At 60.9% G+C, this 25,842-nt stretch carries 19 protein-coding genes and 1 pseudogene; 17 read left to right on the top strand and 3 right to left on the bottom strand.

Features of this window, described 5'->3' with window-relative positions; translation table 11 throughout:
- The first annotated feature begins 6 nt into the window (after nucleotides 1-6).
- On the top strand, nucleotides 7-831 hold the full coding sequence (gene efeO, locus AB4O16_RS00100; protein ID WP_160386469.1) for an iron uptake system protein EfeO: 825 nt from the start codon (nucleotides 7-9) through the stop codon (nucleotides 829-831).
- 183 nt (nucleotides 832-1,014) lie between these two features.
- Here the strand turns inward: efeO and pssA are convergent, their stop codons facing one another.
- Complete coding sequence (gene pssA, locus AB4O16_RS00095) at nucleotides 1,015-2,358, bottom strand: CDP-diacylglycerol--serine O-phosphatidyltransferase (protein WP_160386471.1); 1,344 nt, start codon at nucleotides 2,356-2,358, stop codon at nucleotides 1,015-1,017.
- A gap of 215 nt (nucleotides 2,359-2,573) precedes the next feature.
- Here pssA and AB4O16_RS00090 point away from each other — a divergent pair, with 215 nt between their 5' ends.
- From AB4O16_RS00090 to AB4O16_RS00080, 3 genes are all read left to right on the top strand, one after another.
- Nucleotides 2,574-3,137, top strand: coding sequence for a TetR/AcrR family transcriptional regulator (locus tag AB4O16_RS00090; protein WP_460158103.1), 564 nt, complete (start codon nucleotides 2,574-2,576; stop codon nucleotides 3,135-3,137).
- 57 nt (nucleotides 3,138-3,194) lie between these two features.
- Entirely contained in the window at nucleotides 3,195-3,671 is a 477-nt protein-coding gene (locus AB4O16_RS00085) for a nuclear transport factor 2 family protein (RefSeq protein ID WP_160386475.1), read from the top strand.
- A 208-nt stretch (nucleotides 3,672-3,879) separates the two neighbouring features.
- Entirely contained in the window at nucleotides 3,880-4,659 is a 780-nt protein-coding gene (locus AB4O16_RS00080; protein ID WP_104448285.1) for a TSUP family transporter, read from the top strand.
- Here the strand turns inward: AB4O16_RS00080 and nudC are convergent.
- Together nudC and AB4O16_RS00070 are read right to left on the bottom strand one after the other, a co-directional pair.
- On the bottom strand, nucleotides 4,627-5,457 hold the full coding sequence (nudC, locus tag AB4O16_RS00075) for an NAD(+) diphosphatase (protein WP_460156656.1): 831 nt from the start codon (nucleotides 5,455-5,457) through the stop codon (nucleotides 4,627-4,629). The genes AB4O16_RS00080 and nudC overlap by 33 nt on opposite strands.
- A gap of 6 nt (nucleotides 5,458-5,463) precedes the next feature.
- Nucleotides 5,464-6,276 carry a crotonase/enoyl-CoA hydratase family protein gene (locus AB4O16_RS00070; RefSeq protein WP_160386479.1) on the bottom strand — a complete coding sequence of 271 codons (813 nt, stop codon included), beginning with the start codon at nucleotides 6,274-6,276 and terminating at the stop codon, nucleotides 5,464-5,466.
- 558 nt (nucleotides 6,277-6,834) lie between these two features.
- Here AB4O16_RS00070 and glgA point away from each other — a divergent pair.
- From glgA to AB4O16_RS00005, 13 genes and pseudogenes are all read left to right on the top strand, one after another.
- Nucleotides 6,835-8,418: a glycogen synthase GlgA gene (gene glgA, locus AB4O16_RS00065; RefSeq protein ID WP_160386481.1), complete on the top strand. Its 1,584-nt coding sequence runs from the start codon at nucleotides 6,835-6,837 to the stop codon at nucleotides 8,416-8,418.
- Between the two features lie 12 nt (nucleotides 8,419-8,430).
- Entirely contained in the window at nucleotides 8,431-10,221 is a 1,791-nt protein-coding gene (treZ, locus tag AB4O16_RS00060; protein ID WP_460156655.1) for a malto-oligosyltrehalose trehalohydrolase, read from the top strand.
- Nucleotides 10,218-12,296 carry a 4-alpha-glucanotransferase gene (gene malQ / locus AB4O16_RS00055; RefSeq protein WP_460156654.1) on the top strand — a complete coding sequence of 693 codons (2,079 nt, stop codon included), beginning with the start codon at nucleotides 10,218-10,220 and terminating at the stop codon, nucleotides 12,294-12,296. The genes treZ and malQ overlap by 4 nt, the downstream gene beginning before the upstream one ends.
- Complete coding sequence (locus tag AB4O16_RS00050) at nucleotides 12,293-15,088, top strand: malto-oligosyltrehalose synthase (protein ID WP_460156653.1); 2,796 nt, start codon at nucleotides 12,293-12,295, stop codon at nucleotides 15,086-15,088. The genes malQ and AB4O16_RS00050 overlap by 4 nt, the downstream gene beginning before the upstream one ends.
- Nucleotides 15,089-15,109: 21 nt before the next feature.
- Nucleotides 15,110-15,445, top strand: coding sequence for a DUF2934 domain-containing protein (locus AB4O16_RS00045; RefSeq protein ID WP_160386489.1), 336 nt, complete (start codon nucleotides 15,110-15,112; stop codon nucleotides 15,443-15,445).
- A 114-nt stretch (nucleotides 15,446-15,559) separates the two neighbouring features.
- Complete coding sequence (glgX, locus tag AB4O16_RS00040; RefSeq protein ID WP_160386491.1) at nucleotides 15,560-17,722, top strand: glycogen debranching protein GlgX; 2,163 nt, start codon at nucleotides 15,560-15,562, stop codon at nucleotides 17,720-17,722.
- Nucleotides 17,723-17,940: 218 nt separating this feature from the next.
- Nucleotides 17,941-18,699: a PIG-L deacetylase family protein gene (locus tag AB4O16_RS00035; RefSeq protein ID WP_460156652.1), complete on the top strand. Its 759-nt coding sequence runs from the start codon at nucleotides 17,941-17,943 to the stop codon at nucleotides 18,697-18,699.
- Nucleotides 18,700-18,777: 78 nt separating this feature from the next.
- Nucleotides 18,778-19,578 carry an endonuclease/exonuclease/phosphatase family protein gene (locus AB4O16_RS00030; protein ID WP_460156651.1) on the top strand — a complete coding sequence of 267 codons (801 nt, stop codon included), beginning with the start codon at nucleotides 18,778-18,780 and terminating at the stop codon, nucleotides 19,576-19,578.
- A 90-nt stretch (nucleotides 19,579-19,668) separates the two neighbouring features.
- Nucleotides 19,669-20,940 carry an RHS repeat domain-containing protein gene (locus AB4O16_RS00025; RefSeq protein WP_460156650.1) on the top strand — a complete coding sequence of 424 codons (1,272 nt, stop codon included), beginning with the start codon at nucleotides 19,669-19,671 and terminating at the stop codon, nucleotides 20,938-20,940.
- Between the two features lie 98 nt (nucleotides 20,941-21,038).
- A complete protein-coding gene (locus AB4O16_RS00020; protein ID WP_460156649.1) occupies nucleotides 21,039-22,388 on the top strand; it encodes an RHS repeat-associated core domain-containing protein in 1,350 nt (449 codons plus the stop codon).
- 333 nt (nucleotides 22,389-22,721) lie between these two features.
- Nucleotides 22,722-23,789, top strand: coding sequence for an autotransporter domain-containing protein (locus AB4O16_RS00015; protein WP_160386499.1), 1,068 nt, complete (start codon nucleotides 22,722-22,724; stop codon nucleotides 23,787-23,789).
- 196 nt (nucleotides 23,790-23,985) lie between these two features.
- Nucleotides 23,986-25,125, top strand: a complete 1,140-nt coding sequence (locus AB4O16_RS00010) for an RHS repeat domain-containing protein (protein ID WP_460156648.1) — start codon at nucleotides 23,986-23,988, stop codon at nucleotides 25,123-25,125.
- Between the two features lie 377 nt (nucleotides 25,126-25,502).
- Nucleotides 25,503-25,842 (top strand): annotated as a pseudogene (locus tag AB4O16_RS00005) (RHS repeat-associated core domain-containing protein); the annotation flags it as partial.

Genomic DNA, 25,842 nt, shown 5'->3' with positions numbered 1-25,842 from the left:
CGTCCCATGAAGAAGTCCCCCCTCGCGTTAATGCTGACCCTTGGCTTGCTCAACACTTCGCTGTCGGCCTTCGCGGCGACAGCGCCGCTGGACCTGGTGGGGCCGGTCTCGGACTACAAGATTTACGTCACCGAACAACTGGACGAGCTCGCCAGCCATACCGAGCAATTCACCGACGCCGTGAAAAAAGGCGACCTGGCCACCGCGCAAAAACTCTACGCACCGACTCGCGTCTACTACGAGTCGATCGAACCAATTGCCGAGCTGTTCAGTGACCTCGATGCGTCCATCGACTCGCGCGTCGACGATCACGAAAAAGGCGTGAAAGCCGAGGACTTCACCGGTTTCCACCGCCTCGAATATTCGCTGTTCTCGGAAAAGACCACCAAGGACCTTGGCGAGCTGGCTGACGGCCTGAACAAAGACGTGAAAGACCTGCAAACCCGCGTCGCCGGTCTGACCTTCCCGCCCGAGAAAGTCGTGGGTGGCGCCGCAGCCTTGCTCGAAGAAGTCGCGGCGACCAAGGTCTCCGGTGAAGAAGACCGCTACAGCCACACCGACCTCTATGACTTCCAGGGCAACATCGACGGGGCGAAGAAAATCGTCGACCTGTTCCGTCCGCAGATCGAGAAACAGGATGCCGCGTTCGTGGCCAAGGTCGACAAGAACTTCGCGACCGTGGACAAGATCCTGGCCAGGTACAAGACCAGTGACGGCGGTTTCGAGACCTATGACAAGGTGAAGGACGCAGACCGCAAGGCGCTGGTTGGGCCGGTCAATACTTTGGCTGAAGACTTGTCGACATTGCGCGGGAAGCTCGGTCTGAACTGAGTTTTACAGCGACCGTAAGCGGCGTTTATCCGGGGACTGGCGCGCATACCTGTAGGAGCGAGCCTGCTCGCGAAAAACCTGAGGACGCCGAGGTGAATCAGGTTTCCCGCGTTATCGTTTGCGCCCATCGCGAGCAGGCTCGCTCCTACAGAGGAGCAACAGCAGATCGGAAGTCCAGCGGGTTCACAGGATGCGGTAAAGCAACCGTTCGATCCGCACGCGACTCACACGCTTGAGGAACTTGGCCACGCCCGCCGGGTATTCGGCGAGGGTTTCCAGGTTCTGGAAGTGCTCGATTCGCCGGGTGTGCTGGAAGATCTCCGCCAGCTCCTTGCCCCGCGGCTCCAGCAGTTCGCCATGGGGATCATCGATCAGCAAGGCGTTTTCCAGATCGAGGCGGAATGCCCGCGGGTTGAGGTTGTTGCCGGTCAGCAAGGTATAACGCTGATCGATCCACATGCCCTTGAGGTGATAGGTGTTGTCGCCATCACGCCACAGGTGCAGGTTCAACTGACCGCTGTCGATGTTGCGCTGATGCCGTTTGGCAAACCGGCGCAAGCTGATTTCGTACAGGTACGGCAGCGCCGCGATGACCTTGAACGGTTCGCTCGGCGGAATGTAGAAGTCGTTGGCCGTCTTGTCGCCGACCACAATGTCGATCTTCACCCCACGGGCCAGCGCGCGGTTGATTTCGCGGATGATCGCCAGCGGCAGGTTGAAGTACGGCGTGCAGATGGTCAGTTGTTTCTGAGCGCTGGCGATCAGCTCGCAAATCACCCGGTTCAGCGGATTGTTCTTGCCGACGCCGAGCAGCGGGCAGACCGACAAGCCAGTCCTGTCCGTGCTGCCTTGCGTGGTGTCATAGGCCGCGTGCTTGAGGCGGCTGCGCAGGTCGCCGATGTCATTGCGCAGGCTGCGGGTGGTCGGCAGGTTCGGCAGGTCGAGGCGGTGCACCGCTTTGGAGGCCACCAGACCGTGCTGCACCAGATGCTGCATCGAATCGGCCAGATCACGGTTGTGCAGCAGGTGATAGCGGTCGTAGCGGTACTTGTCGATCTTGTGCAGATAGACGTTGTTCAGGCTCGCGCCGCTATAGATCACGCAGTCATCGATCACGAAACCTTTAAGGTGCAACACGCCGAACAGTTCGCGGGTCTGTACCGGGACGCCGTAGATCGGCACTTCACTTGCGTGGGTGCGGGTCATTTCCTGATACCAGGCGGAGTTGCCCGGTTGCTTGCCGGCACCGATCAGGCCGCGCTGGGCACGCAGCCAGTCGACGACCACCACCACGTCCAGTTCCGGACGCGCCAGCTTGGCCGCGTGCAGGGCATCGAGAATTTCCTGGCCGGCTTCATCCTGTTGCAGGTACAGCGCAACGATGTAGATGCGCCGGGTTGCGCTGGCGATTTTCTCCAGCAGGCAACGACGGAATTCGGCAGCGCCGGAGAGGATGCCGACGGCATCGGCCTTCAGCGGAAAACTGCGCAGTTTGGGCAGCAGGGAGCGTTTGAAAAGCGACGGCATAGGGCTCGCAATGGGTCGAATCCGAAGAACCCGAGAGCTTACACCATGCAAAGGTTCGGGTCTTGTTACCGTCTGTAATGTCCCCTTCGCGAGCAGGCTCGCTCCCACATTGAAATGCATTTCCCCTGTGGGAGCGAGCCTGCTCGCGAAGGCCATTTATCAGGCACCACAAAAACCCATTGACCAAGGAGAACGATCGTTCTACTGTTAGCCACATGAACGAAATAACCAGCAACGACACACGCGACATCATTCTGGATGTCACCGAAAAGTTGATCTACAAAAGTGGCATAGCCGCCACTGGCATGGATCTTCTGGTGAAAACCGCCGGCGTCTCCAGGAAAAGCATCTACCGCTATTTCGCCAACAAGGACGAACTGGTCGTGGCCGCCCTGCAGCGCCGCGACGAACGCTGGATGCACTGGTACAGAAGCGAAGTCGGCCAGGCACAGACCCCGGCCGGGCGACTGCTCAACCTGTTTAGCGTGCTCACGTCGTGGTTCGCCAGCGAAGGCTTTCGCGGCTGCGCCTTCATCAACACCAGCGGCGAAACCGGCGACCCGCACGACCCGGTGCGCCTGGTCGCGAAGGAACATAAACAGAAGCTGCTCGACTACGTGTGCGAGCTGTGTACCGAATATGGTGCCGAGGATCCGCAGGTGCTGGCCAGACAGCTGCTGATCCTGATCGACGGTGCCATTGCCGTGGCGCTTGTCATGGGTGACCACAGTGCCGCCGATAATGCGCAATGCATGGCACGAAAGTTATTGGACCTGTAGCAACTTGATCAAGCTCGACACTTTGTTTGAACTTTAACTTGATACGGAGACATTGAAATGTCTAATGCCGAAGTTCGTCCGCCATTGCCGCCCTTTACCCGTGAATCGGCCATTGAAAAGATTCGCCTGGCCGAGGACGGCTGGAACTCCCGCGACCCCGAGCGAGTGTCCCTGGCCTACACCCTGGACACCCAGTGGCGCAATCGCGCCGAGTTCGCCCACAACCGCGAAGAAGCCAAAGCCTTCCTGACCCGCAAATGGGCCAGGGAACTGGATTATCGACTGATCAAGGAACTCTGGGCCTTTACCGACAACCGCATCGCCGTGCGGTATGCCTATGAATGGCACGACGACTCGGGCAACTGGTTTCGCTCATACGGCAACGAAAACTGGGAGTTCAACGAGGAAGGCCTGATGGCCCGCCGTTTCGCCTGCATCAACGACATGCCGATCAAGGAAAGCGAGCGCAAGTACCATTGGCCGCTGGGGCGCCGGCCGGATGATCATCCGGGGCTGTCTGATCTGGGCCTGTAGTTTAAATTCGCACAAATCCTTGTGGGAGCGGGCTTGCCCGCGATAGCGATCTATTATTCAACATCAATGTTGAATTTAATGACGCCATCGCTGGCCAGCCAGCTCCCACAGGTTTTTGTGTTGTTCACAAAGCATCATGCAAAGGTTAGAGGTAACATACCGCCCCTTCCCCGCACCCTCTTCCGCACCCGCCGAATAAGCCGATCCCATGCCCTTCGAACTCAGCGTTGACCTCTCCACCCTGGCCATCCTGGCCCTTGTCGCTTTTGTTGCCGGTTTCATCGACGCCATCGCCGGTGGCGGCGGTTTGTTGACCACCCCGGCCTTGCTGACGGCCGGCCTGCCGCCGCATCTGGTGCTGGGCACCAACAAGCTCAGTTCGACCTTCGGCTCGGCGATTGCCAGTTTCACCTTCTACCGCCGCAAGCTGTTCCATCCCGCGCAATGGGTGCACGCCATCGTCGGGACCCTGGTCGGCGCGTTGACCGGTGCCGTGGTCGCCCACTACCTGCCCGCCGAATGGCTGAACAAAATGCTCCCGGTGATCGTCTTCGCCTGTGGCGTTTACCTGTTGTTCGGGGGCACGCCGAAAGCGCCGACGGACAGCGACGCACCGATCAAGAAAAAGTGGCAGTCGACCCAAGGCTTCAGCCTCGGATTCTATGACGGCGTGGCCGGTCCCGGCACGGGCGCGTTCTGGACCGTGAGCAGCCTGCTGCTGTACCCCATCGACCTGGTGAAGGCCAGCGGCGTGGCGCGCAGCATGAACTTCGTCAGCAACGCGGCGGCGCTGTCGATCTTCATCTTCTCAGGTCAAGTGGACTGGATCATCGGCCTGTGCATGGGCTCGTCGTTGATGGTCGGCGCGTTCTTCGGCGCCCGCACCGCCATCAGCGGCGGTGCGAAATTCATTCGTCCGGTGTTCATCACCGTGGTGCTCGGCCTGACCGTGCGCCTAGCCTGGCAGCACTGGTTCAGCGTGGCCTAAACGCCGCGCCACGTAGACGTCGATCAGGTAACGGGCTATCGAGCGTGACGCCGGCAACGGCGGCAGCGCGTGCACGTTGAACCACTGGGCGTCCTCGATCTCGTCTTCCTGGCAGACGATCTCGCCACCGGCATACTCGGCATGAAAGCCGAGCATCATCGAGTGCGGGAACGGCCAGCACTGGCTGCCCAGGTACTGGATGTTCCTGACCTCGATGCTCACCTCTTCGCGAACCTCGCGAATCAGGCAGTCCTCGGCCGATTCACCCGGCTCGGCAAACCCGGCCAGGGTGCTGTAGACCCCCGGCACAAAACGCGGTGAACGCCCCAGCAGAATCTCGTCGCCGCGGGTCACCAGCACGATCATGCTCGGCGAAATGCGCGGGTAATAGCGCAAGTCGCACGGCTCGCAGTACATCGCCCGTTCACGCACCACCTGATGCGTCGCCTGCCCGCAATTGCCGCAAAAGCGGTGCTCGCGGGCCCAGGTGCCGATCTGCGCGGCGTACCCGAGCACCTTGTAGACCGTGTGATCGCCTTCGAGCATGAACGCCCGCAGGCCTTTCCAGTTGCAGCCCGGCACCTCGCTGTGACTGCGCAGCTCCAGCAGATAGACCGGTTCGCCATCGAGATGACCGATGCCATGCTCGGCGATGATCGAGAGGTCCTGGCGCTTGAGCCATTCGCGCGCAAACAGTGCGCCGTTGTCATCGAACAGAAAACCTTCGGGGCTGCGCGCGACGGCCCAGCCGCCAGGTTGATCGGTGTCCAGTACTGCGGTGGTCCAGCGAGGAATCATGGTTTATCAATCCAGAAATTCGGGTTTCTGTTTGCTCATATGGGCGGCCATGGCCACGCGCAGATCGGTGGATTGCAGCATGGCGGCGTTCCAGGTGGCGATGTATTCGAGGCCGTCATCGATGCGATGGTCACGCATGTAGCTGATCATCTCTTTGGTGCCGGTGACGGCGATCGGCGACTTGCCGGCGATTTCCCGGGCAATGCCCATGACGCCGTCGAGGAGGCTGGCGGTGTCGCTGTAGACGCGATTGACCAGGCCCATGCCCCGCGCTTCGTCGGCGCCGAAGGTGCGACCAGTGTAAGCCAGTTCACGCAGCATGCCGTCCCCGATGATCCACGGCAAGCGTTGCAGCGTGCCGACGTCGGCGGCCATGCCGATGTCGATTTCCTTGATCGAAAACTGCGCATCCTCGGCGGCATAACGCATGTCGCAGGCGGCGATCAGGTCGATGGCGCCACCCAGACAGTAACCCTGAATGGCCGCCAGCACTGGCTTGCGGCAGTTGTCGACGGCATTGAACGACGCTTGCAGGGTGAGGATCTTGCGCCGCAACAGGCGCGCATTGCGGCCGACATCCTTGCCCAGTTCATTGGCCACGCCGGCCAACATCATCAGGTCGATGCCCGAGGAGAAATGCTTGCCGGCCCCGCTGAGGACCACCACACGCACTTCATCGGTATCGTCGATCCACTGGAAGATCTCGACGATCTCGCTCCAGAACGCAGCGTTCATCGAGTTGATCTTCTCCGGGCGGTTGATCTGCACATGGGCGATTTTATCTACCAGTTCGACGTTGAACGCAGTGTATTGAGACATGCCAGTGATCCTTTTGCGGGCAAAAACGAGGCCCGAACTATAACAAGGCATCAAGGTGGGCAGTAAGGCAGCGGTTCAGCCAAATGCGGGACTCAGCGTACGCACTACAACGGTGCGCCAGCGCCCGATCCCCTTGCACACTTATATGACTGACCGGTGACTTTTTGCGGCAAAAATGCATAAAAAACTGCACTTCGTCGGGGCGTTTGCACCTCTATCAGGCACGTCCGTACCGTTATAAACCGATTGTCGAACAATTTTGCCATCTGCCCTTTACCGCTCTAAGTTCTGGCCTAGACTCATTTTCTCGAGGCGAAACCGGTCGGTCACAAAAGGGAAAAATAGTCGAAACTTTTTCCAATCACGATCGGTCCTCTGACAAGAAGGTGCGTTGCGACTGGTGCAATCTTTGCAACGGCTCATTCACCCCTTTTGCTTCAACGCATTGGGCAGCGCTTGCTCACTGATGCGTAGCGCGATTGCGCCCGGCCATAGCAATTGGCCATGAAACACCGTTTGCCAGACCTGAGAATTAGATCAACAACACGGGAGATTCATATGATCGGTACGGCTTTGGAAATACAGGGAGAGCGTGCTCATCAGGTCGGCGAATCCAGCGCCGTGACTGCCGCAAATACCCAACCCGTCAGCGTTCCCGGCACCCGCACACTGACCCCGGCAGCCAACCAGAATCCGAACCGTAAGAAAGTCTTGTTCGTCACCTCGGAAATCGCCGACCTGGTGAAGACCGGCGGCCTGGGTGACGTTTCCGCGGCGCTGCCACGGGCCATGGCTCATCTGCACGATGTGCGGGTACTGATCCCGGGGTACCCGCAGGTGCTGCACAGCGAAAATCCGATCCATATCATCGGCGAACTCGGCGGTCACGCTGCGTTGCCACCGTGCAAGATCGGGCGCATGGACATGCCCGATGGCCTGGTCATTTACGTGCTGATCTGCCCCGAACTCTACGAGCGCGAAGGTTCACCCTACGGCGCCAACAACGGCCGCGACTGGCCGGACAACCACATCCGTTTCGCCCGCCTGGGCCTGGCGGCGGCCGATATTGCCGCCAACCTCGCACAAATCCACTGGTGCCCGGACCTGGTGCACGCCCACGACTGGCCCGCCGGCCTGGCCCCCGCCTACATGCACTGGCGCGGGCAGCGCACGCCGACGCTGTTCACCATTCACAACCTGGCTTACCAGGGCGTGACCAGCCTGGGCTCGTGCCCCGAACTGGGCATTCCCCATCACGCGCTGCAACAGGAAGGCATGGAGTTCTACGGCAAGATGTCGTTCCTCAAGGCCGGCATGGCCTATGCGAGCCACATCACCACGGTCAGCGCGACCTACGCCCAGGAAATCACCACCCCGGATTTCGGCTGCGGTCTCGACGGTTTTCTCGCCGCCAAGACCCAGCAAGGCCTGCTCAGCGGGATTCCCAACGGCATCGATGAAAGCTGGGATGCGGCGACCGACCCGCACCTGTTCTGCCCGTTCGAGATCGGCGACTGGGATGGCAAGGCGGTAAACGCCGCCCACGTGCGCGAACTGTTCGGCCTGCAGGACTCCAAAGGGCCGCTGTTCGCCGTGGTTTCGCGCCTGGTCTATCAGAAAGGCCTGGACCTGACCGAAGCGGTGTCTGAATACATCGTCAAAAACGGCGGCCAGATCGCGATCATCGGCCGTGGCGAGCCGGAAGAAGAACAGTCGATGCGCGAACTGGCCCTGCGTTTCCCCGGGCAGATCGGCGTGCGCATCGGCTTTAACGAAACCGATGCCCGGCGCATGTTCGCCGGCAGCGACTTCCTGCTGATGCCTTCGCGCTACGAGCCCTGCGGCCTGAGCCAGATGTACGCCCAGCGTTTCGGTTCGTTGCCGGTGGCACGCAATACCGGTGGCCTGGCCGACACCATCGAAAACGGCGTGACCGGGTTCCTGTTCGATGAATCCACGGTGCAGAGCTACCAGGAAGCCCTGAGCCGCGCATTCAAGGTGTTCGCCTTCCCCGACCTGCTGCACGCCATGCGCTGCCGGGCCATGGCTGCGCCGTTCAACTGGTGCAAGGCGGTCGAACCCTACGCCGAGCTTTATGAACAGCTGGTGGCTAAAGCGTTGGGGAAATCGCACAAACAGTAAGAGGCTTTCAAGATGCCGTTACGGACCCTTGAGACCTGGCCCCACGGCGCAATCATGCTGGACCCGGAGCACACGCGATTCGCGTTGTGGGCGCCAGATGCGTTTTACGTCAGTGTCGAACTGGAAAATGGACAGTCCTTGCCGTTGCTGCCTCAGGCCGACGGTTGGTTCGTGATCAACACCCGATGCGCAGCGGGTACACGCTACCGCTACAGCATCGACGGCGAGCTGGAGGTGCCCGACCCGGCCTCCCGCGCCCAGGCCGGCGATATCGACAGGCACAGCGTGGTGGTCGATCCGCTGGCCTATGCGTGGCAACACAGTGCCTGGCTGGGACGGCCGTGGAACGAAGCGGTGATCTACGAACTGCATGTCGGTGCGCTCGGCGGTTTCAGTGCCCTCGAGCAGCATCTGGCGCGCTTGGTCGAACTGGGTGTCACCGCGATCGAACTGATGCCAATCGCGCAGTTTCCCGGTGAACGCAATTGGGGATATGACGGCGTCCTGCCGTTCGCGCCCCAAGCGTCATACGGCTCCCCCGAGCAGCTCAAGCATTTGATCGACACCGCCCATGGCCACGGCCTGGCGGTGATTCTCGACGTGGTCTACAACCACTTCGGCCCGCACGGCAATTACCTGCATCGTTATGCCAAGGGCTTTTTTCGCGAAGACCAACACACGCCGTGGGGCGCGGCCATCGATTTTCGCCGTCGCGAAGTACGGGACTTCTTCATCGAAAACGCCTTGATGTGGCTGCTGGAGTACCGCTTCGACGGGTTGCGCCTGGATGCGGTGCATGCCATCGAAGACCCGGATTTCCTCCGGGAACTGGCGCAACGGGTGCGCCAGCAAACGGGACCGGCGCGGCATGTCTGGCTGATGGTCGAGAACGAACACAACCAGGCCAGCCTGCTCGAACACGATTTCGACGCACAGTGGAACGATGACGGCCACAACGCCCTGCATGTGCTGCTGACCGGCGAAACCGAGGCCTATTACGCCGACTACGCGCAAAACCCCACCGAACAACTGGCGCGCTGCCTGAGCCAGGGCTTTGTGTTTCAGGGCCATGCCAACCGCCAGGGTGTCGCGCGGGGTGAGCCCAGCGGGCATCTGCCACCCGGCGCATTCATCCTGTTTTTGCAGAACCATGACCAGATCGGCAACCGGGCCTTTGGTGAACGCCTGCATCAACTCGCTCACCCGCAAGCGTTGCGGGCCGCCACGGTGTTGCTGCTGTTGTCGCCGATGATTCCGCTGCTGTTCATGGGCGACGAGTTTGCCGTCGAACAACCCTTCCTGTTTTTCACCAGCCACCACGGTGAACTGGCGAAGCTCGTACGCGACGGCCGGCGTAACGAATTCGCGGCGTTCAGCGCGTTTGCCGACCCGCGTCAACGCGAACACATTCCCGACCCGAACGATCCGCAGACGTTTGCCGCATCCCGTCCGGTCCTGCCCCCGACCGGCCACAATGAGATGCATGATCTGTATTGCCGACTGTTGCAGATCCGCCACCGGCTGATCATTCCACGCTTGCCGGGCGCACAGGCACTGGGCGCCGCCGTGCTGGGCGAAGGCGCGGTGAGTGCAACCTGGCGTTTGGGTGATGGCAGTCAGTTGCGCATTGACCTGAACCTCAGCGACCGGCCCGTAGTCCACACCCCACATGCCGATGCTGCGCGGTTGTTCGAATACCCGCCTCGCGGCGCCGACCTGTCGCAGCAGAGCACCCTTGCCCCGTATTGCGCGCGGGTCAGCCTCGCCGCCGCCACCCCTTTGTTATCTGGAGAGCGTCCATGAGTGATGCGCAACTGGAAATCCTGGCCAGCCGTGCCGGCCTCGCGGTCGACTGGATCGACGCCAACGGGCGCCCGCAAAAAGTCGCGCCGTCAGTCTTGCGCAACGTGCTGACCGGCCTCGGCCACCCGGCCGGCAGCGCCCAGGAAATCGATGCGAGCCTGCTGGAACTGCAAGAGGTGCAACAGACCCATCACTTGCCGCCACTGATCACCGCCGATGCGGGGAAGGGCCTGGACCTGGCGCGATTTTTCGAGCCCGGGACCCCTTGCGAAATCCACCTCGAAGACGGTTCCCGGCTCAATCTGAAGCTGGACGCCAACGCGGTGCTGCCGGGGCTGGTACCGGTCGGCTATCAACAGGTCGGCATCGACGGACAAACCTTCACCCTGGCGGTCGCCCCGGCCCGTTGCTACAGCGTGGCGGATGCCGTGGATAACCCGATCCCGCGTGCCTGGGGCCTTAGCGTGCAACTGTATGGCTTGCGCCGCCCCGGCGATGGCGGGTTTGGTGACACCCAGGCGCTGGAGGATCTCGCCCGGGTCGCCGGTGAACGTGGCGCCGAGGCGCTGGCGATCAGCCCCTTGCATGCGATGTTTTCCAGTGACAGCCAACGCTACAGCCCGTATTCCCCTTCCAGCCGCCTGTTTCTCAACAGCCTTTACTGCGCCCCCGGCACCATTCTCGGCGAGCGCGCCCTGCGTACCGCCATTGATGCAACCGGGCTGGCGATAGAACTCAAGGCGCTGGAAGAGCGACCGCTGATTGACTGGCCGGCCGCAGCCGAAGCCAAGCATCGACTGTTGCAGGCCCTGTATGAAGGCTTCGTCCAGGGCGAGCACCCGTTGCACGAAGACTTCAGTAGTTTTCGTCACGCTGCCGGCGAAGCGCTGGAAAACCACTGTCGCTTCGAAGCCATCCAGGAAGCGCGCGCCGCCCGCGGTGAAATCCTCGACTGGCGGCAGTGGCCCGAAGCCTGGCGCAACCCGCGCAGCGCCGAACTGGCGGCATTTGCCGAAGAGAACGCCGGGCGCATCGGCTTTTTCGCCTTCTGTCAGTGGCTGATCACACGTTGCCTGGAGCGCGCGCAAACCGCCGCTCGCGCCAGCGGCATGAGCATTGGCCTGATCGCTGACCTGGCCGTCGGTGCCGATGGCGGTGGCAGCCAGGCCTGGAGCCGCCAGGACGAACTGCTCGCCGCCCTCACCGTCGGCGCCCCGCCGGACATTCTCAACCGCAGCGGCCAGGGTTGGGGGATTTCCGCGTTCTCCCCTGAGGGCCTGGTACGCAATGGCTTCCGCGCCTTCATCGAGATGCTGCGGGCCAATTTCGCTCACTCCGGCGGCTTGCGCATCGATCACGTCATGGGCTTGCAGCGTTTGTGGGTAATCCCCAACGGCTCACCGCCGGCCGACGGCGCCTACCTGTATTACCCGGTGGACGATCTGCTGCGCCTGCTCACCCTGGAATCCCATCGCCACCAGGCCATCGTCCTCGGCGAGGACCTCGGCACCGTGCCGGACGGCTTGCGGGACAAACTCATCGCCCGCTCGATGCTCGGCATGCGGGTATTGCTGTTCGAACAGGACAACACCCACTTCAAGCCGATCCTCGACTGGCCCGACAACGCCCTGGCGACCACCAGCACCCATGACCTGCCCACCCTCAATGGCTGGTGGCATGGCCGCGACATCGACTGGAACGCCCGGCTCGGCATGGTCGATGCCAGCGGTGAAATCGAATGGCGCCAGCACCGCGAGCGTGAGCGCGAAGGCCTGCGCCGGGCATTGAGCCAGGACCCGCAAAACTTTCGCGAAGAGTCCCACGAGACCGACCAGGTGCTCGATGCCAGCGTGCGTTTTCTCGGCCATACCCGGGCACCCTTGGTGCTGCTGCCGCTGGAAGATGCCCTTGGCGTCGAACAGCAAGCCAACCTGCCCGGCACCATCGATACCCACCCGAACTGGTCGCGGCGCTTGCCCGGCTACAGCGAAGCCCTGCTCGATGGAGCGGATGCCGCGCGGCGACTGGAACTGCTCGCCTGTGCGCGACTCCAGGCGGCCGAGCGTGACCGATGACCCAAGTGCCGAACCGACCACTGCGCGCCACGTTGCGCCTGCAATTTCACCAAGGCTTCACGCTGGAGGATGCGGTGCCGCTGGTGCCGTATTTCGCCTGCCTCGGCATCAGCCATGTCTACGCCTCCCCGCTGTTGCGCGCTCGCGCCGGATCGATGCATGGCTATGACGTGGTGGACCCGACCCGGGTCAACCCGGAACTGGGCGGCGAAGCAGCGCTGCGCGAGCTGGTCAGTGCCCTGCACGGGCACGACATGGGGTTGATCCTCGACATCGTCTCCAACCACATGGCGGTCGGTGGCAGTGACAATCCCTGGTGGCTGGACTTGTTGGAGTGGGGTCGCCTGAGCCCTTACGGCGAGTTTTTCGACATCCAGTGGCACTCACCCGACCCGTTGATGGAAGGCCAGTTGCTGCTGCCGTTCCTGGGCAGCGACTACGGCGTCGCGTTGCAGGACGGCACCCTGCCCCTGCGTTTCGATGCCTGGCACGGCAGCTTTCATGTCGAGCACTACGAACACCGCTTTCCCATTTGCCCGAGCGATTACGGCGAACTGCTCAAGACCGATGCGCCGCTCGATGCGCAACAGAGCGAACAACTGAGAAACATCGCCGATCGCTTCAGCACCCTGAGCTACCAGACCGACGCCCACAGCCTGGCCATTCCACTGAAGGCCGAACTGCGTGACCTGGTCAGCGATCCGGCCATCGCCCAAGCCATCGACCGGCACCTGAAAAACTACGACTCACAGACCGACGAAGGCTTCCAGCGCCTGCACAATCTGCTGGAACGCCAAAGCTATCGCCTCGCCAGTTGGCGCACCGCCGCCGATGACATCAACTGGCGGCGTTTTTTCGATATCAATGAACTCGGCGGGTTGCGCGTCGAGCGTCCCGCGGTGTTCGAAGCCACCCACGCAAAGATCTTCCAACTGGTGGCCGAAGGGCTGATCGACGGGTTGCGCATCGACCATATCGACGGCCTCGCCGACCCGCGAGGCTACTGCCGCAAACTTCGGCGCCGGGTGGACAGCCTGGCGCCGGGCCGTCATCTGCCCATCTATGTCGAAAAGATCCTCGGCGCAGGCGAAACCCTGCATCGCGATTGGTCGGTGGACGGCACCACCGGTTACGAGTTCATGAACCAGTTGTCACTGCTGCAAACCGACCCTCGGGGTGCGCAGGCACTGGCCGAACGCTGGCAGCGCCACAGCGAGCGCACCGCCGACTTCGACCAGGAAGCGCAACTGGCCCGCCAGCAAATCCTCAACGGCTCCCTGGCCGGCGATTTCGAAAGCGTCGCCCAGGCCTTACTGCAGGTGGCCCGGGACAATCTGATGACCCGCGACCTGACCCTCGGCGCCATTCGCCGGGCCCTGCAGGCGCTGATCGTGCATTTCCCGGTGTACCGCACCTACATCAGCCCCCTTGGCCGGTCGGCCGGGGACGAGGTGTTTTTCCGCCAGGCCATGGACGGCGCCCGGCAAACCCTGGGCGAAGCGGACTGGCCGGTGCTCGACTGCCTCGCCGGCTGGCTCGGCGGTGAGCCCTGGCGGCAGCGTCCGGCCGGTCGCGCGCGCAAACGCCTGAAGCACGCCTGCGTACGATTCCAGCAACTGACCTCGCCGGCTGCGGCGAAAGCGGTGGAAGACACCGCGTTCTATCGCTCGGCCGTCCTGCTCTCGCGCAACGACGTGGGGTTCAGTACCGAGCAGTTCAGTGCGCCGGTGGCCGACTTTCATCAGGCCTACATCGAGCGCCTGGAGAGCTTCCCGGACAACCTGCTGGCCAGCGCCACCCACGACCACAAGCGCGGCGAAGATTCGCGCGCGCGCCTGGCGATACTGAGTGAACGCAGCGCCTGGTACGCCGACCAGATCGGCCTGTGGCGCGCCCTCGCCCGGCCATTGCGCAACGACGATCACATGCCGTCAGCGGGCGATGAGTTGATTCTGTACCAGGTGATCCTAGGCAGTTGGCCGCTCGAGCTGGCTTTCGATAATCCGGCGGCACTCGAGGACTACGCCGACCGCCTCTGGCAATGGCAACGCAAGGCCGTGCGCGAAGCCAAGCTGCAAAGCAGCTGGAGCGCGCCCAACGAGACCTACGAGCAAGCCTGCGAACACTTCATCCGGCGCCTGTTGCTCAGCCCCGAAGGTGAATTGTTGCGAACGGCCCTCGCCAAAGCGGCCCGTTCGATTGCCGTCCCCGGTGCGCTCAACGGTTTGGCGCAAACCTTGCTGCGCATGACCGTGCCGGGTGTGCCGGACCTGTATCAGGGCAACGACTTCTGGGACTTCAGCCTGGTCGACCCGGACAACCGTCGCGCCGTGGATTACGCCAGTCGCCAGCAGGCGCTGCAGCAACCCAACGATCTACCCGAGCTGCTGGCGAACTGGCGTGACGGGCGCATCAAGCAGACCTTGATTGCGCGCACCCTGGGCCTGCGCGCCGAGCATGCCGAGCTGTTTCGGCGTGGCACTTACCAGCCCCTGGAAGTGCTGGGCAGCGAGGCCCATCGAGTGCTGGGTTTTGTCCGTGAACGGGAGGGAAAACGCGCCATCGTGATTGTGCCGATACGTTGTGCCGAACTGCTGGAAAACAGTGCCGAACCACGGGTCCACGCGCCGCTGTGGGGCGATACCCGGGTCCGATTGCCGTTCACCGTCCCCGACGAACATCTGAAGGGACTTTTTTCCGGCGTCGCAGTCACACAACACAGGGAGCTGCTGATCAGCGCCGCGCTGGGGGATTTCCCGGTCAATCTCATTATTCAAACTGCCCACACTTGAGTTCAGTTCAGGAGCAATACGATGAGTACCGACGATAAACGCATCCGCGAATTTGCCTATCAGATCTGGGAGTCCGAAGGAAAACCCGAAGGTCAGGAAGCTCGCCACTGGGAGATGGCGTGCAAACTGGCCGAAGCCGAAGCCCTGGCCCCGAAAAAATCCGCGAAGGCCGCCACCGGCAAGGCAGCCCCGAAGAAAACCGCAGACGCAAAACCCGGCCCGGACAAGACCCTCAACGGCAAGACCGCCGCGCCGAAAGCCAAGGCCAAACCGGCGGCGGCTTCGAAAGTGATCCCGCCGGGGGAAAAGGCTGTCGAGAAGAAACCCCGGGCGCCGCGAAAACCGCCGGCGGTTTGATCAGGCCCAAAACATACCTGTGGGAGCGAGCTTGCTCGCGTCAGCACCTGTGCAGGCTGACACACCATCGCGAGCAAGCTCGCTCCTACAGGTTGAACGTTTGCCGGAGAATTTATGACCAGCCCGAAGAAAGCCGCCGCGCCAGCGCCCAGCGCTGAAGCCACGCGAATCCGTGAAGGCCTGCCCTTCCCGTTGGGTGCTACCTGGGATGGGCTGGGCGTCAACTTCGCCCTGTTCTCCGCCCACGCCACCCGGGTTGAACTGTGCCTGTTCGATGACACCGGCGAGGTGGAGCTCGAACGCATCGAACTGCCCGAATACACCGACGAGATCTATCACGGCTACTTGCCCGATGCTCATCCCGGGCTGATTTATGGCTATCGCGTCTACGGCCCGTACGACCCGGCCAACGGTCATCGCTTCAACCCCAACAAACTGCTGATCGACCCCTATGCCAAACAGCTGGTCGGCAAGTTGAAATGGTCCGAAGCGCTGTTCGGCTACACCATCGGCCATCCCGACGCCGACCTCAGCTTCGATGAACGCGACAGCGCGCCCTTCGTGCCCAAGTGCAAAGTCATCGACCCGGCGCACACCTGGGGCCACGACCACCGCGTCAGCGTGCCGTGGGACAAGACGATCATTTATGAAACCCATGTCCGCGGCTTCACCATGCGCCACCCCGCGGTCCCCGAAAACGTGCGCGGTACGTTTGCCGGGCTGATGGTCGATGACGTGGTCGAGCACATCCGCAAGCTCGGCGTGTCGACCGTGGAGTTGCTGCCGATCCACGCGTTCGTCAACGACCAGCATTTGTTGCACAAGGGCATGACCAATTACTGGGGCTACAACAGCATCGCGTTCTTCGCCCCCGACCCGCGTTACCTGGCCAGCGGCAAGATCGCCGAATTCAAGGAAATGGTCGCGCACCTGCACGAAGCCAATCTGGAGGTGATCCTCGACGTGGTCTACAACCACACCGCCGAGGGCAACGAACAAGGCCCGACCCTGTCCATGCGCGGCATCGACAACGCGTCCTACTACCGCCTGATGCCGGAGGACAAACGCTTCTACATCAACGATTCCGGCACCGGCAACACCCTGGACCTGAGCCACCCCTGCGTGCTGCAAATGGTCACCGACTCCCTGCGCTACTGGGCCTCGGAAATGCACGTGGACGGTTTCCGCTTCGATCTTGCGACCATTCTCGGGCGTTATCACGACGGTTTCGACGAGCGCCACAGTTTCCTCGTCGCCTGCCGCCAGGACCCGGTGCTGCGCCAGGTCAAACTGATTGCCGAACCCTGGGACTGCGGTCCCGGCGGATATCAGGTCGGCAATTTTCCGCCGGGCTGGGTCGAGTGGAACGATAAATTCCGCGACACCGTGCGCGCCTTCTGGAAAGGCGACGACGGGCAACTGGCGGACTTTGCCAGCCGCCTGACCGCCTCGGGCGAGATGTTCAACCAACGTGGCCGCCGGCCCTGTTCCTCGGTGAACTTCGTCACCGCCCATGACGGCTTCACCCTCAATGACCTGGTGTCGTACAACGACAAGCACAACGAAGCCAACGACGAAAACAATCAGGACGGCAGCAACAACAACCTGTCGTGGAACCACGGTGTCGAAGGCCCCACCGACGACCCCGAGATCAACGCGCTGCGCCACCGGCAGATGCGCAACTTCTTCGCCACCCTGCTGCTGGCCCAGGGCACGCCGATGCTGGTGGCCGGCGACGAGTTCGCCCGCACCCAGGACGGCAACAACAATGCCTACTGCCAGGACAGCGAGATCGGTTGGGTCAACTGGGACCTCAGCGAAGACGGCAAGGCCCTGCTCAAGTTCGTCAAGCGCCTGATCAAGTTGCGCCTGACCTACCCGATCCTGCGCCGAGGGCGTTTTCTGGTGGGTAACTACAACGAAGACATCGGCGTCAAGGACGTGACCTGGCTGGCGCCGGACGGCACGGAAATGACCACCAAGCATTGGCACGATGCGCACAATCGCTGCCTGGGCATGCTGCTCGACGGTCGCGCCCAGGAAACCGGCATCCGCCGCAAAGGCGCCGACGCGACGTTGATGCTGGTGGTCAACGCCCACCATGACATCGTCAATTTCCGTCTGCCGCAAGTGCCTGACGGCGGTTTCTGGACCTGCATGATCGATACCAACCAGCCGTCGATACGTGGCCAGGAGCGCTTCGAGTTCGGCCACGAGTACTCGGTCACCGGCCGCTCGTTTCTGTTGTTCGAATTGCAGCATGAGGAAGAAGAATGACCATCTGGCTCAGGCATTTGCGCGCATCACTGCCGCAGAGCGGAAAAATTCATTTTGCTTGAGTTGGCGACGCGACGAATAGCCTGACATGAGCAATACTCGAAGCGCGACATTCCAGGGTTGGGCTTGTCGCACCTCGCAATCCACCAGCCCTCAAGGGTCGGCCGGGCTTGTCTCGCGCACGACTGAAGGCGAAGCACAACAAGGACGTATGACCGATGAAATCCGTTTCCGTCAGCGAAGCCAGCCTGCCATCCCAGATCTGGAACAGTGCCCCGCAACTGGACAGCGTTCCGATCATCAGCACCGCGTCCCTGGTACCCACCGGCGCACGCGTGGTGCTCATTGCCCCGCACCCTGGCGATGAAGTCGTGACCTGCGGCGGCCTGCTGCAACTGCTCAGCAATCTGGGCCACCCGCTGCAATTGATCTCGATTACCGACGGCAGCGCCAGCCATCCCGGCTCCCGGCAGTGGTCGGAAAAACGCCTCAGCGTGTTTCGCCCTCAGGAAAGCGTCGAAGCCATCCGCCGACTCGGGTTGCCGATGCACAGCCTGAAGTGGATTCGTGGCGGGTTTACCGACAACGCACTGGTGGAACACGAAGAGCAGATCATCCGATTCATCACGCGCTACCTGCGCCCCGGTGATGTGGTGTTCAGCACCTGGGGCGAGGACGGCAACGCCGACCACGACACCGTCGGCCGCGCCAGCGCCAGGGCCGCGGCCAGTGTCGGGGCCCGCTATAACGACGTGCCGTTCTGGGCCTGGCACTGGCCGGCTCGGGACCGGGAGCTGATCCCCTGGCATCGCGCGCGCAAGGTGCGCCTCGATACCTGGACCGTCGCGCGCAAGAGCCACGCCACCCACGCCTACGCCAGCCAACTCGACGGCGAGCCGGCCATCGGCCTTGCGCCGTCGCTGCCGCGCACGCTGCTCGAACGCATCCGTTTGCCCTATGAAATCGTCTTGGTTTGAAAGCGCACCCCACCAGACTGAACTGCCTGCTGTCGCATCAGTCGCATACATAAGCAACCCTGAATCAGAGGAGTGCATGTGACCATTCATTCAACAAGGCAGGCAGCCGAATCAACCCCCTTGAACACGCCCCCGGCGATTCATCGGCTGCGCGTGCTGACGGTCAACACCCACAAGGGTTTTACCGCCCTCAACCGGCGCTTCATCCTCCCCGAGTTGCGTGAAGCGGTGCGCAGTACGTCGGCAGACCTGGTGTTTCTGCAAGAAGTCGTCGGCGAGCACGACCGCCATTCCTCGCGCTACAACGATTGGCCGCAAACCTCGCAATATGAGTTCCTCGCCGACAGCATGTGGAGCGACTTCGCCTACGGCCGCAATGCCGTCTATCCCGACGGTCACCATGGCAATGCCCTGCTGTCGAAATACCCGATCCGCGAATACCGCAATCTCGACGTCTCCATCACCGGCCCGGAACGCCGCGGCCTGCTGCACTGCGTGCTGGACGTACCGGGGCACAGCGAAGTGCATGCCATCTGCGTGCACCTGAGCCTGCTGGAAAGTCATCGGCAGCTGCAGTTGCAGTTGCTCTGTCAGCTCCTTGAGTCCCTGCCCGACCAGGCGCCGGTGATCATTGCCGGCGACTTCAATGACTGGCAGATGCAAGGCAATGCCGCCCTTGCCCGCCGCGACTACCTGCACGAAGCCTTCGAGCGCCACCACGGCCGCCCGGCCAAAACCTACCCCGCAAGGTTTCCCTTGCTGCGCCTGGACCGCATCTACCTGCGCAACGCCAGCAGCCACGAGCCGAAAATACTCGGGAACAAGCCGTGGACGCACCTTTCAGACCATTTGCCGCTGGCGGTGGAAGTGCATCTTTAAGTCGTGAACCTGTTAGTTCTTACAGTATCCGGTTCTCCGATTGACAGGCATGCTGGATTCCGGACAAGGGGCAGGTAGCGAAGTACCGCGATGACTTACCGGGCGCTTCACCACAAGGGCACGCCAACTTTGACGGTGACGGACGCGCGTGGCTTGACCGTCCGCGAGGTGGCGTACTGCCGACAATACGTGGAGCAACTCGCTGAAACCCGCATCACCCGTCAAGTATTCGACCCAGCCGAACGGCTGGTGGCGCATTGGGATCCGCGCCTTTGGGGCAACGCCCCCGCCCCCAACCTCGCGACGATCTTCAGCCTGTCAGGCCAGACGCTACTGAGTGACAACGTCGATGCCGGGTGGTCATTGAATTTGCCCAATGACGCTCAAACTATCCGGGTGGGTTGGAACAGTCGTGGCACCCGCCATCACACCGAGTTCGACAGACTTCTACGACCGATCGCTATCAGTGAAGCGTTAGCCGATGAAGCGCCTCGGGTCATCGAGCGATTGACCTACGGTATGGCCGGTGATGAATGCGCGGCACACAACCAATGCGGCCAACTGATTCGATACGATGATGGGGCCGGCAGCCAGCATTTGCGCGACTTTGCCGTTGACGGCGAAATACTGGTTGAAACCAGGCAGTTTCTCGCCAGCCTTGATACGCCGCACTGGCCGCTCGACATTCAACTGCGCGAGGCGCTGCTGGAAGTTGGCGAGGCTTTTGTTTCAACCCGGCGTTACACCGCCACCGGCGATTTGCAAAGCCAGACCGATGCCAAAGACAACTACCGGAAATTTGCTTACTCGGTAGCCGGCCAGCTCAGGGAAACCTGGCTAAAGCCTGCAGGAAACGACCAAAAAACCCTCATCGTGGTCAGCGAAGTTCATTACAACGCTGCCGGACAACAGGACAGTGAAACCGTCGGCAATGGCGTAATCACCCGCGTTATTTTTGCCGACGACGATGGCCGTCCGATTCGACTGGTGAGCGCCGTACCCGGCAGCCCTCCACTCCAGGATCTGCATTACCGTTACGATCCGGTCGGCAACATCCTTCATCTGGAAGACACAGCACAGCCCGTTGTTTTTTTCAAAAACCAGCGTGTCGAACCGATCAACCGTTATCGTTACGACAGCCTGTACCAACTGGTCGAAACCAGCGGCAGACAAGTAATACCCGCCACCTACGGTCCCGCACTCCCGGCATTGCTGCCCACTCCGCTGGACCCGAATCAACTGACCCATTACACACAAACCTTCGACTACGATGCCGCCGGCAATCTGCTCACCCGCCACCATACCGGCGCACCGACCTTGAGCATAAAACCTCCCGCACAAGCAACCGCAGCCTTGCGCTGAAAGAGGACGAGGAGGACATCATTAATGGGTTTGATCCCTGCGGTAATCAACGACAACTACAGCAAGGGCAACACCTCTACTGGGACGGTCGTCAGCAGTTGAGTGAAGTCACGATGGTCAAGCGCGAGGACGGGCCTGATGACCATGAGCGCTACATCTATGGCCCGCGCGGACAACGCCTGCGCAAGGTGCGCATCACCCATACCGGCCGTCGCACCTTACTCGCAGAAACGCGTTATTTGCCGGGGCTGGAAATTCACATCGACGCCGTGCACGGTGAAGAACGACATGTGATTACAGCCGACGCGGGACGTAGCCAGTTACGGATAATGCACTGGGCATCACCTCCACCAAAGAACGCAATCAATGATCAACTGCGATTCAGCCTCAGCGACCTGCTCGGCTCCTGCACGCTGGAGCTGGATAAAAATGCCGGACTATTGAACCAGGAAGGTTTTTATCCGTTCGGTGGTACGGCGTGGTGGGCGGGTAATAGTGCATTGGAATCGAGATACAAGGTTCGTCGTTATTCGGGCAAGGAGCGGGATGCCACCGGGCTTTACTATTACGGATATCGATATTACGCACCGTGGTTGCAACGGTGGATGAGCCCGGATCCGGCAGGGAATGTAGATGGGCTGAATCGGTATTTGATGGTGAACAACAATCCGGTTGAGTTTTTTGATGCCGATGGGCTTGGTCGTAGATCCATACATGGTTATAAGCAGGGGCCATCAAGTGTTAATACACAAAACATACAGCCGATCATCATTCACCATGACCCAAACTTAAACACTCGCTTTGACTCGCTGACGGAAGAGTCAAAAGCAAGGTTTGCACACGTAGAAAAAAACCTAACACACCAAAAACTATTACAATACACAATCAACTCAACATCTGCAACAGCCAACTTCAACAACAAATTCGAACCACATCACTGGCAGTTCAGATACAACTTCAGAGACCCCAAGGAGCCCAATTACTACGCAAGCGACGTTGCAAGATATCAGTATTCTAGAATAGCTCAAGATGAGGGTTTTTTCGGGCAGCTACCCTCTAAAATCACTAGATACAATGTAGTAAATATGGAGACACTTAAAAAAACAAAATATCTTAAAAACGGAACTGAAAGAATGCTTTACACCTTCATGAGAGAGACACCCAATGGAAAATCCACCCAAAAAATTCTTGACGACTTCGGATTAAAAGCCACTAAAGTAGAGCGATTTACTTCCGAAGGTAAGGTGCACTTCTTAATACACGTAAAACCCATAACAACCCACCCGACGAAAGCCCACGCCCCCTCTTTTGAAAAAAATGCCGTGAATGATTCTACCTATAATTTACCCAACAACGCCCTACCACTTAAACATCGGAGAACAGGAATACTTTCTTCCTTGCGGAGTTTTTTACTTTGCCACCATCAAACAACAGGGAACATTCGGTAACGTAGGGGGGGGGGGGCGAGTGAACTGGTAATGGTCGAAAACCCCTCTGGCACGAAGTTTGTTTTTTGACGATCCCTCGAACAAACAAGCAGTTATGGACACGCCATAAATCCGTCACTTAAACCCTTACCACTTATCGGCCATCTTCTTGACTCGACTGTTTCGGTCTTCTTGACTTCACCGTACTACCCCCGGAATCACCACCAGGACCAGCCCCAAGCCCCCCGTCAAAACGGGCAGCCCGTGCTGCCCCTGATCCATTCGGTCGCCCCTCATCAGGGGTAGGAGAGACGCCAGAGCGAGATACCTAATGCGACTGCAAGGTAGACCTCCATGAATACTTCCCACATATCACAAGAGATCAAAGTCACTTTTTGCACTGTATCGAGTTCACTCCTGTTGTGTTCCTCCATGGAAATGCAAGCCGCCACTGGCGAGCAGGAAACAACACCCTGGTATCGCCAGGACATCCCGACACTCGGTCTGTCCGGCGTTGCACCAACCTGGCCCGGTCAATTCAGCGCCCATCCCGATCTGCGCAGTTCCAGCCTGACCACAGAAGATGCCGCGCCCACGGCCTGGGACCAAATTTACGGTCAGCCCTCTCGCCAGGCACAAACCGATTACCTTTCCCAGGGGCTGGCCTTCCCCGGTACCCAGCAACTCAAGGGCCCGGCGATCGTCACCCTGCAAAGCGCCAGCGGCCATACGCAAAGGGTCGGCCTGATCAGCGGCACGCACCAGTACCAGCTCAACAACAACGGTGCACAGGTCACACCGGCGATGTCCGCCCCCAACCGCGACACACTCAATCTCCAGGGGCAAAGCCTCGGCGCCTATTGGAGCCTGACCGGGCCGCAAGGCTGGTACGTCGACCTGACCGCCAGCGGTGGCCGGGTCAGCGGCTTCAGCCGCAACGAACAAGGGGCCCGTAGAGCCACCGAGGGCAGCGCGATGACCCTGTCGGTGGAAGGTGGCTTCCCAATCGGTCTGGGCGAAAACTGGGTGATTGAACCCCAGGCGCAACTGATCAATCAGCGCATCACCCTGGACACCCCGTATGCAGGTTCAGGCAACGCGTCTTCCACCGACCTGACCTCGTGGAGCGGCCGGGTCGGTGCGCGCTTGAAAGGCAGCTACGACATCAGCGGCATGCCCGTCGAACCTTACGTGCGGACCAACTTGTGGCACACCGTGTACAGCGGCAACGCCGTGACCCTCGACCAGGTCGACAAGATCAGCAGCAGCCGCAAGTCCTCGACCGTCGAACTGGGCCTGGGACTGGTCGCCAGGGTCACCCCCACCGTGAGCCTGTACGTCAGCGCCGACTACAGCAGCGACGTGGACGACAATGATTTGAACGGGTTGATTGGCAGCCTGGGTGTAAGGATGCGCTGGTGAAATCTGGTATTTCTTACAGTATCCGAAGCATTGGCGGTGATGCATTGTGATGGGCAATCCACCCTGATCGAGGCCGTCACGGATGTCTGTAGGCGATGCGCATCACGGCACACCAGCCCTTGCGGTTGCAGACCCGCGCGGGCTGGCGGTCAGGGCTGTTCAGTACCATCGGCGGCAGGCTGTCGATCCTGTTGAAATGCGGGTGACACATCAACGCTTCGATGCCGCCGGCCGGCCGGTGGCCAGTCGTGATCCGTATCTGTTTGCCTTGGCGCAGGAGGATGACGCGGTGCCGGCAAACCTCCGCCAGGTGTTCAGTTTGTCTGGCGCACCGTTGTCGAGTGACAGCGTGGATGCCGGTTGGCGGGGGGCGTTGCCGGGTGCTGCCGGGCAAGGCATCGAGACCTGGGATGGGCGTGGCAGTCATTCGGTGACTGAGTTCGATGAACTGCTGCGACCGGTGGCCGTGCATGAACGTGGGGAAGACGTCGCCGAGCATGTGCTTGAGCGTTTTAGCTATGCGGGAGTCGATGCCGACATCGCATCCCACAACCTGTGCGGCCAGTTGATTCGCCACGACGACCCGGCCGGAAGCTTGCACCTGCGCGAACTCGGCATCACTGGCGCGCTGCTGCAACAGACTCGGCACTTTTTGCTGGCAACCGATCCGGTCAACTGGCCCGATAGCATGGTCGCACGCGATGCCTTGCTCGAACCCGGCGAGGGGGCGACCACCTCCCACGGCTACGCGCCTACCACGGAACTGCTCCGGCAAATCGATGCCTTGGGTCACCTGCAGGGCTTTGCCTATACCGTCGCTGGCGAGCTGCAACACACCCGTCTGACCCTGGCCGGTGATGACCCGCAGGAACAGACGCTGGTCAGCGAACTGCACTACAGCGCCTCCGGCCAGATCGAGTCGGAAACCGCCGGCAATGGCGTGATCACCCGCCACCTCTACGACCCTGCGGACGGCCGCCTCATCGTCTTGAGTACCCACAAATCCAACGGCACGCCACTGCAGAACCTGAAATATCGCTACGACGCAGTCGGCAACGTGCAGGACCTCGAAGATACCGCGCAACCGATCCGCTACTTCAACAACCAGCGCATCGAACCGATCAAGAACTATTGCTACGACACCCTCTATCAATTGATCAAAGCCACGGGTTGGAGGCCAAGACCGGCCACGGCGGCCCCGCCCTGCCCGACCTGCAACCCTTGCCTCTCGACCCTAACCAGGTTGCCCAGTACACCCAGACCTTCCACTACGACGCTGGCGGCAATCTGCTGGACCTGGTGCATGTCGGCGCCCAGGCCCATGGCCGCACCTTGACCCGCGCCCGATACAGCAACCGCTGCCTGCGTGAACTGCAAGCGGGCCAGTCGATGGACTGGGACCTGCGCAATCAGCTATCCACCGTGCGCCCGGTGATCCGAGCAGACGGCAACGACGACTATGAACACTATCTCTACGACGGCAGTGGCCAGCGGGTTCGCAAGCTCCGTGCAACCAGAACCAATACCCGCACGCTGATCAGCGATGTACGCTACCTGCCCGGTGTGGAAATCCGTAGTCACAGCGGCACAGGTGAAGTTCTGCACGTAATCACCGCCAGCGCGGGCAGTAATAGCGTGCAGGTATTGCATTGGGCTACCAAACCTCCCGAAGACATCACCAATGACCAGGTTCGCTACAGCCTCAACGACCACTTGAAGTCCAGCACCCTGGAACTGGACCAGAACGCCGACCTGATCAGCCAGGAATGGTATTACCCCTATGGTGGCACGGCGTGTTTCGCGACCCGCTCGGCCATAGAAGCCAAATACAAAACCGTGCGCTACTCGGGCAAGGAGCGAGATGCGACGGGGCTTTATTACTATGGGCTGAGGTACTACGCGCCATGGCTGCAACGGTGGATTAACCCGGATCCCGCAGGGAATGTTGATGGGCCGAATCGCTATTACTTTGTACAAAACAGTCCACTGACACTAGTTGATCCCAACGGGTTGTCTTCGCAAATTCCAAAAAATGCTCATTGGGTATGGATCG

The organism is Pseudomonas sp. S2_H10, assembly GCF_054668285.1.
Note: the sequence above shows the minus strand (reverse complement) of the source record. Positions and strands in the feature narration are given on the sequence as shown.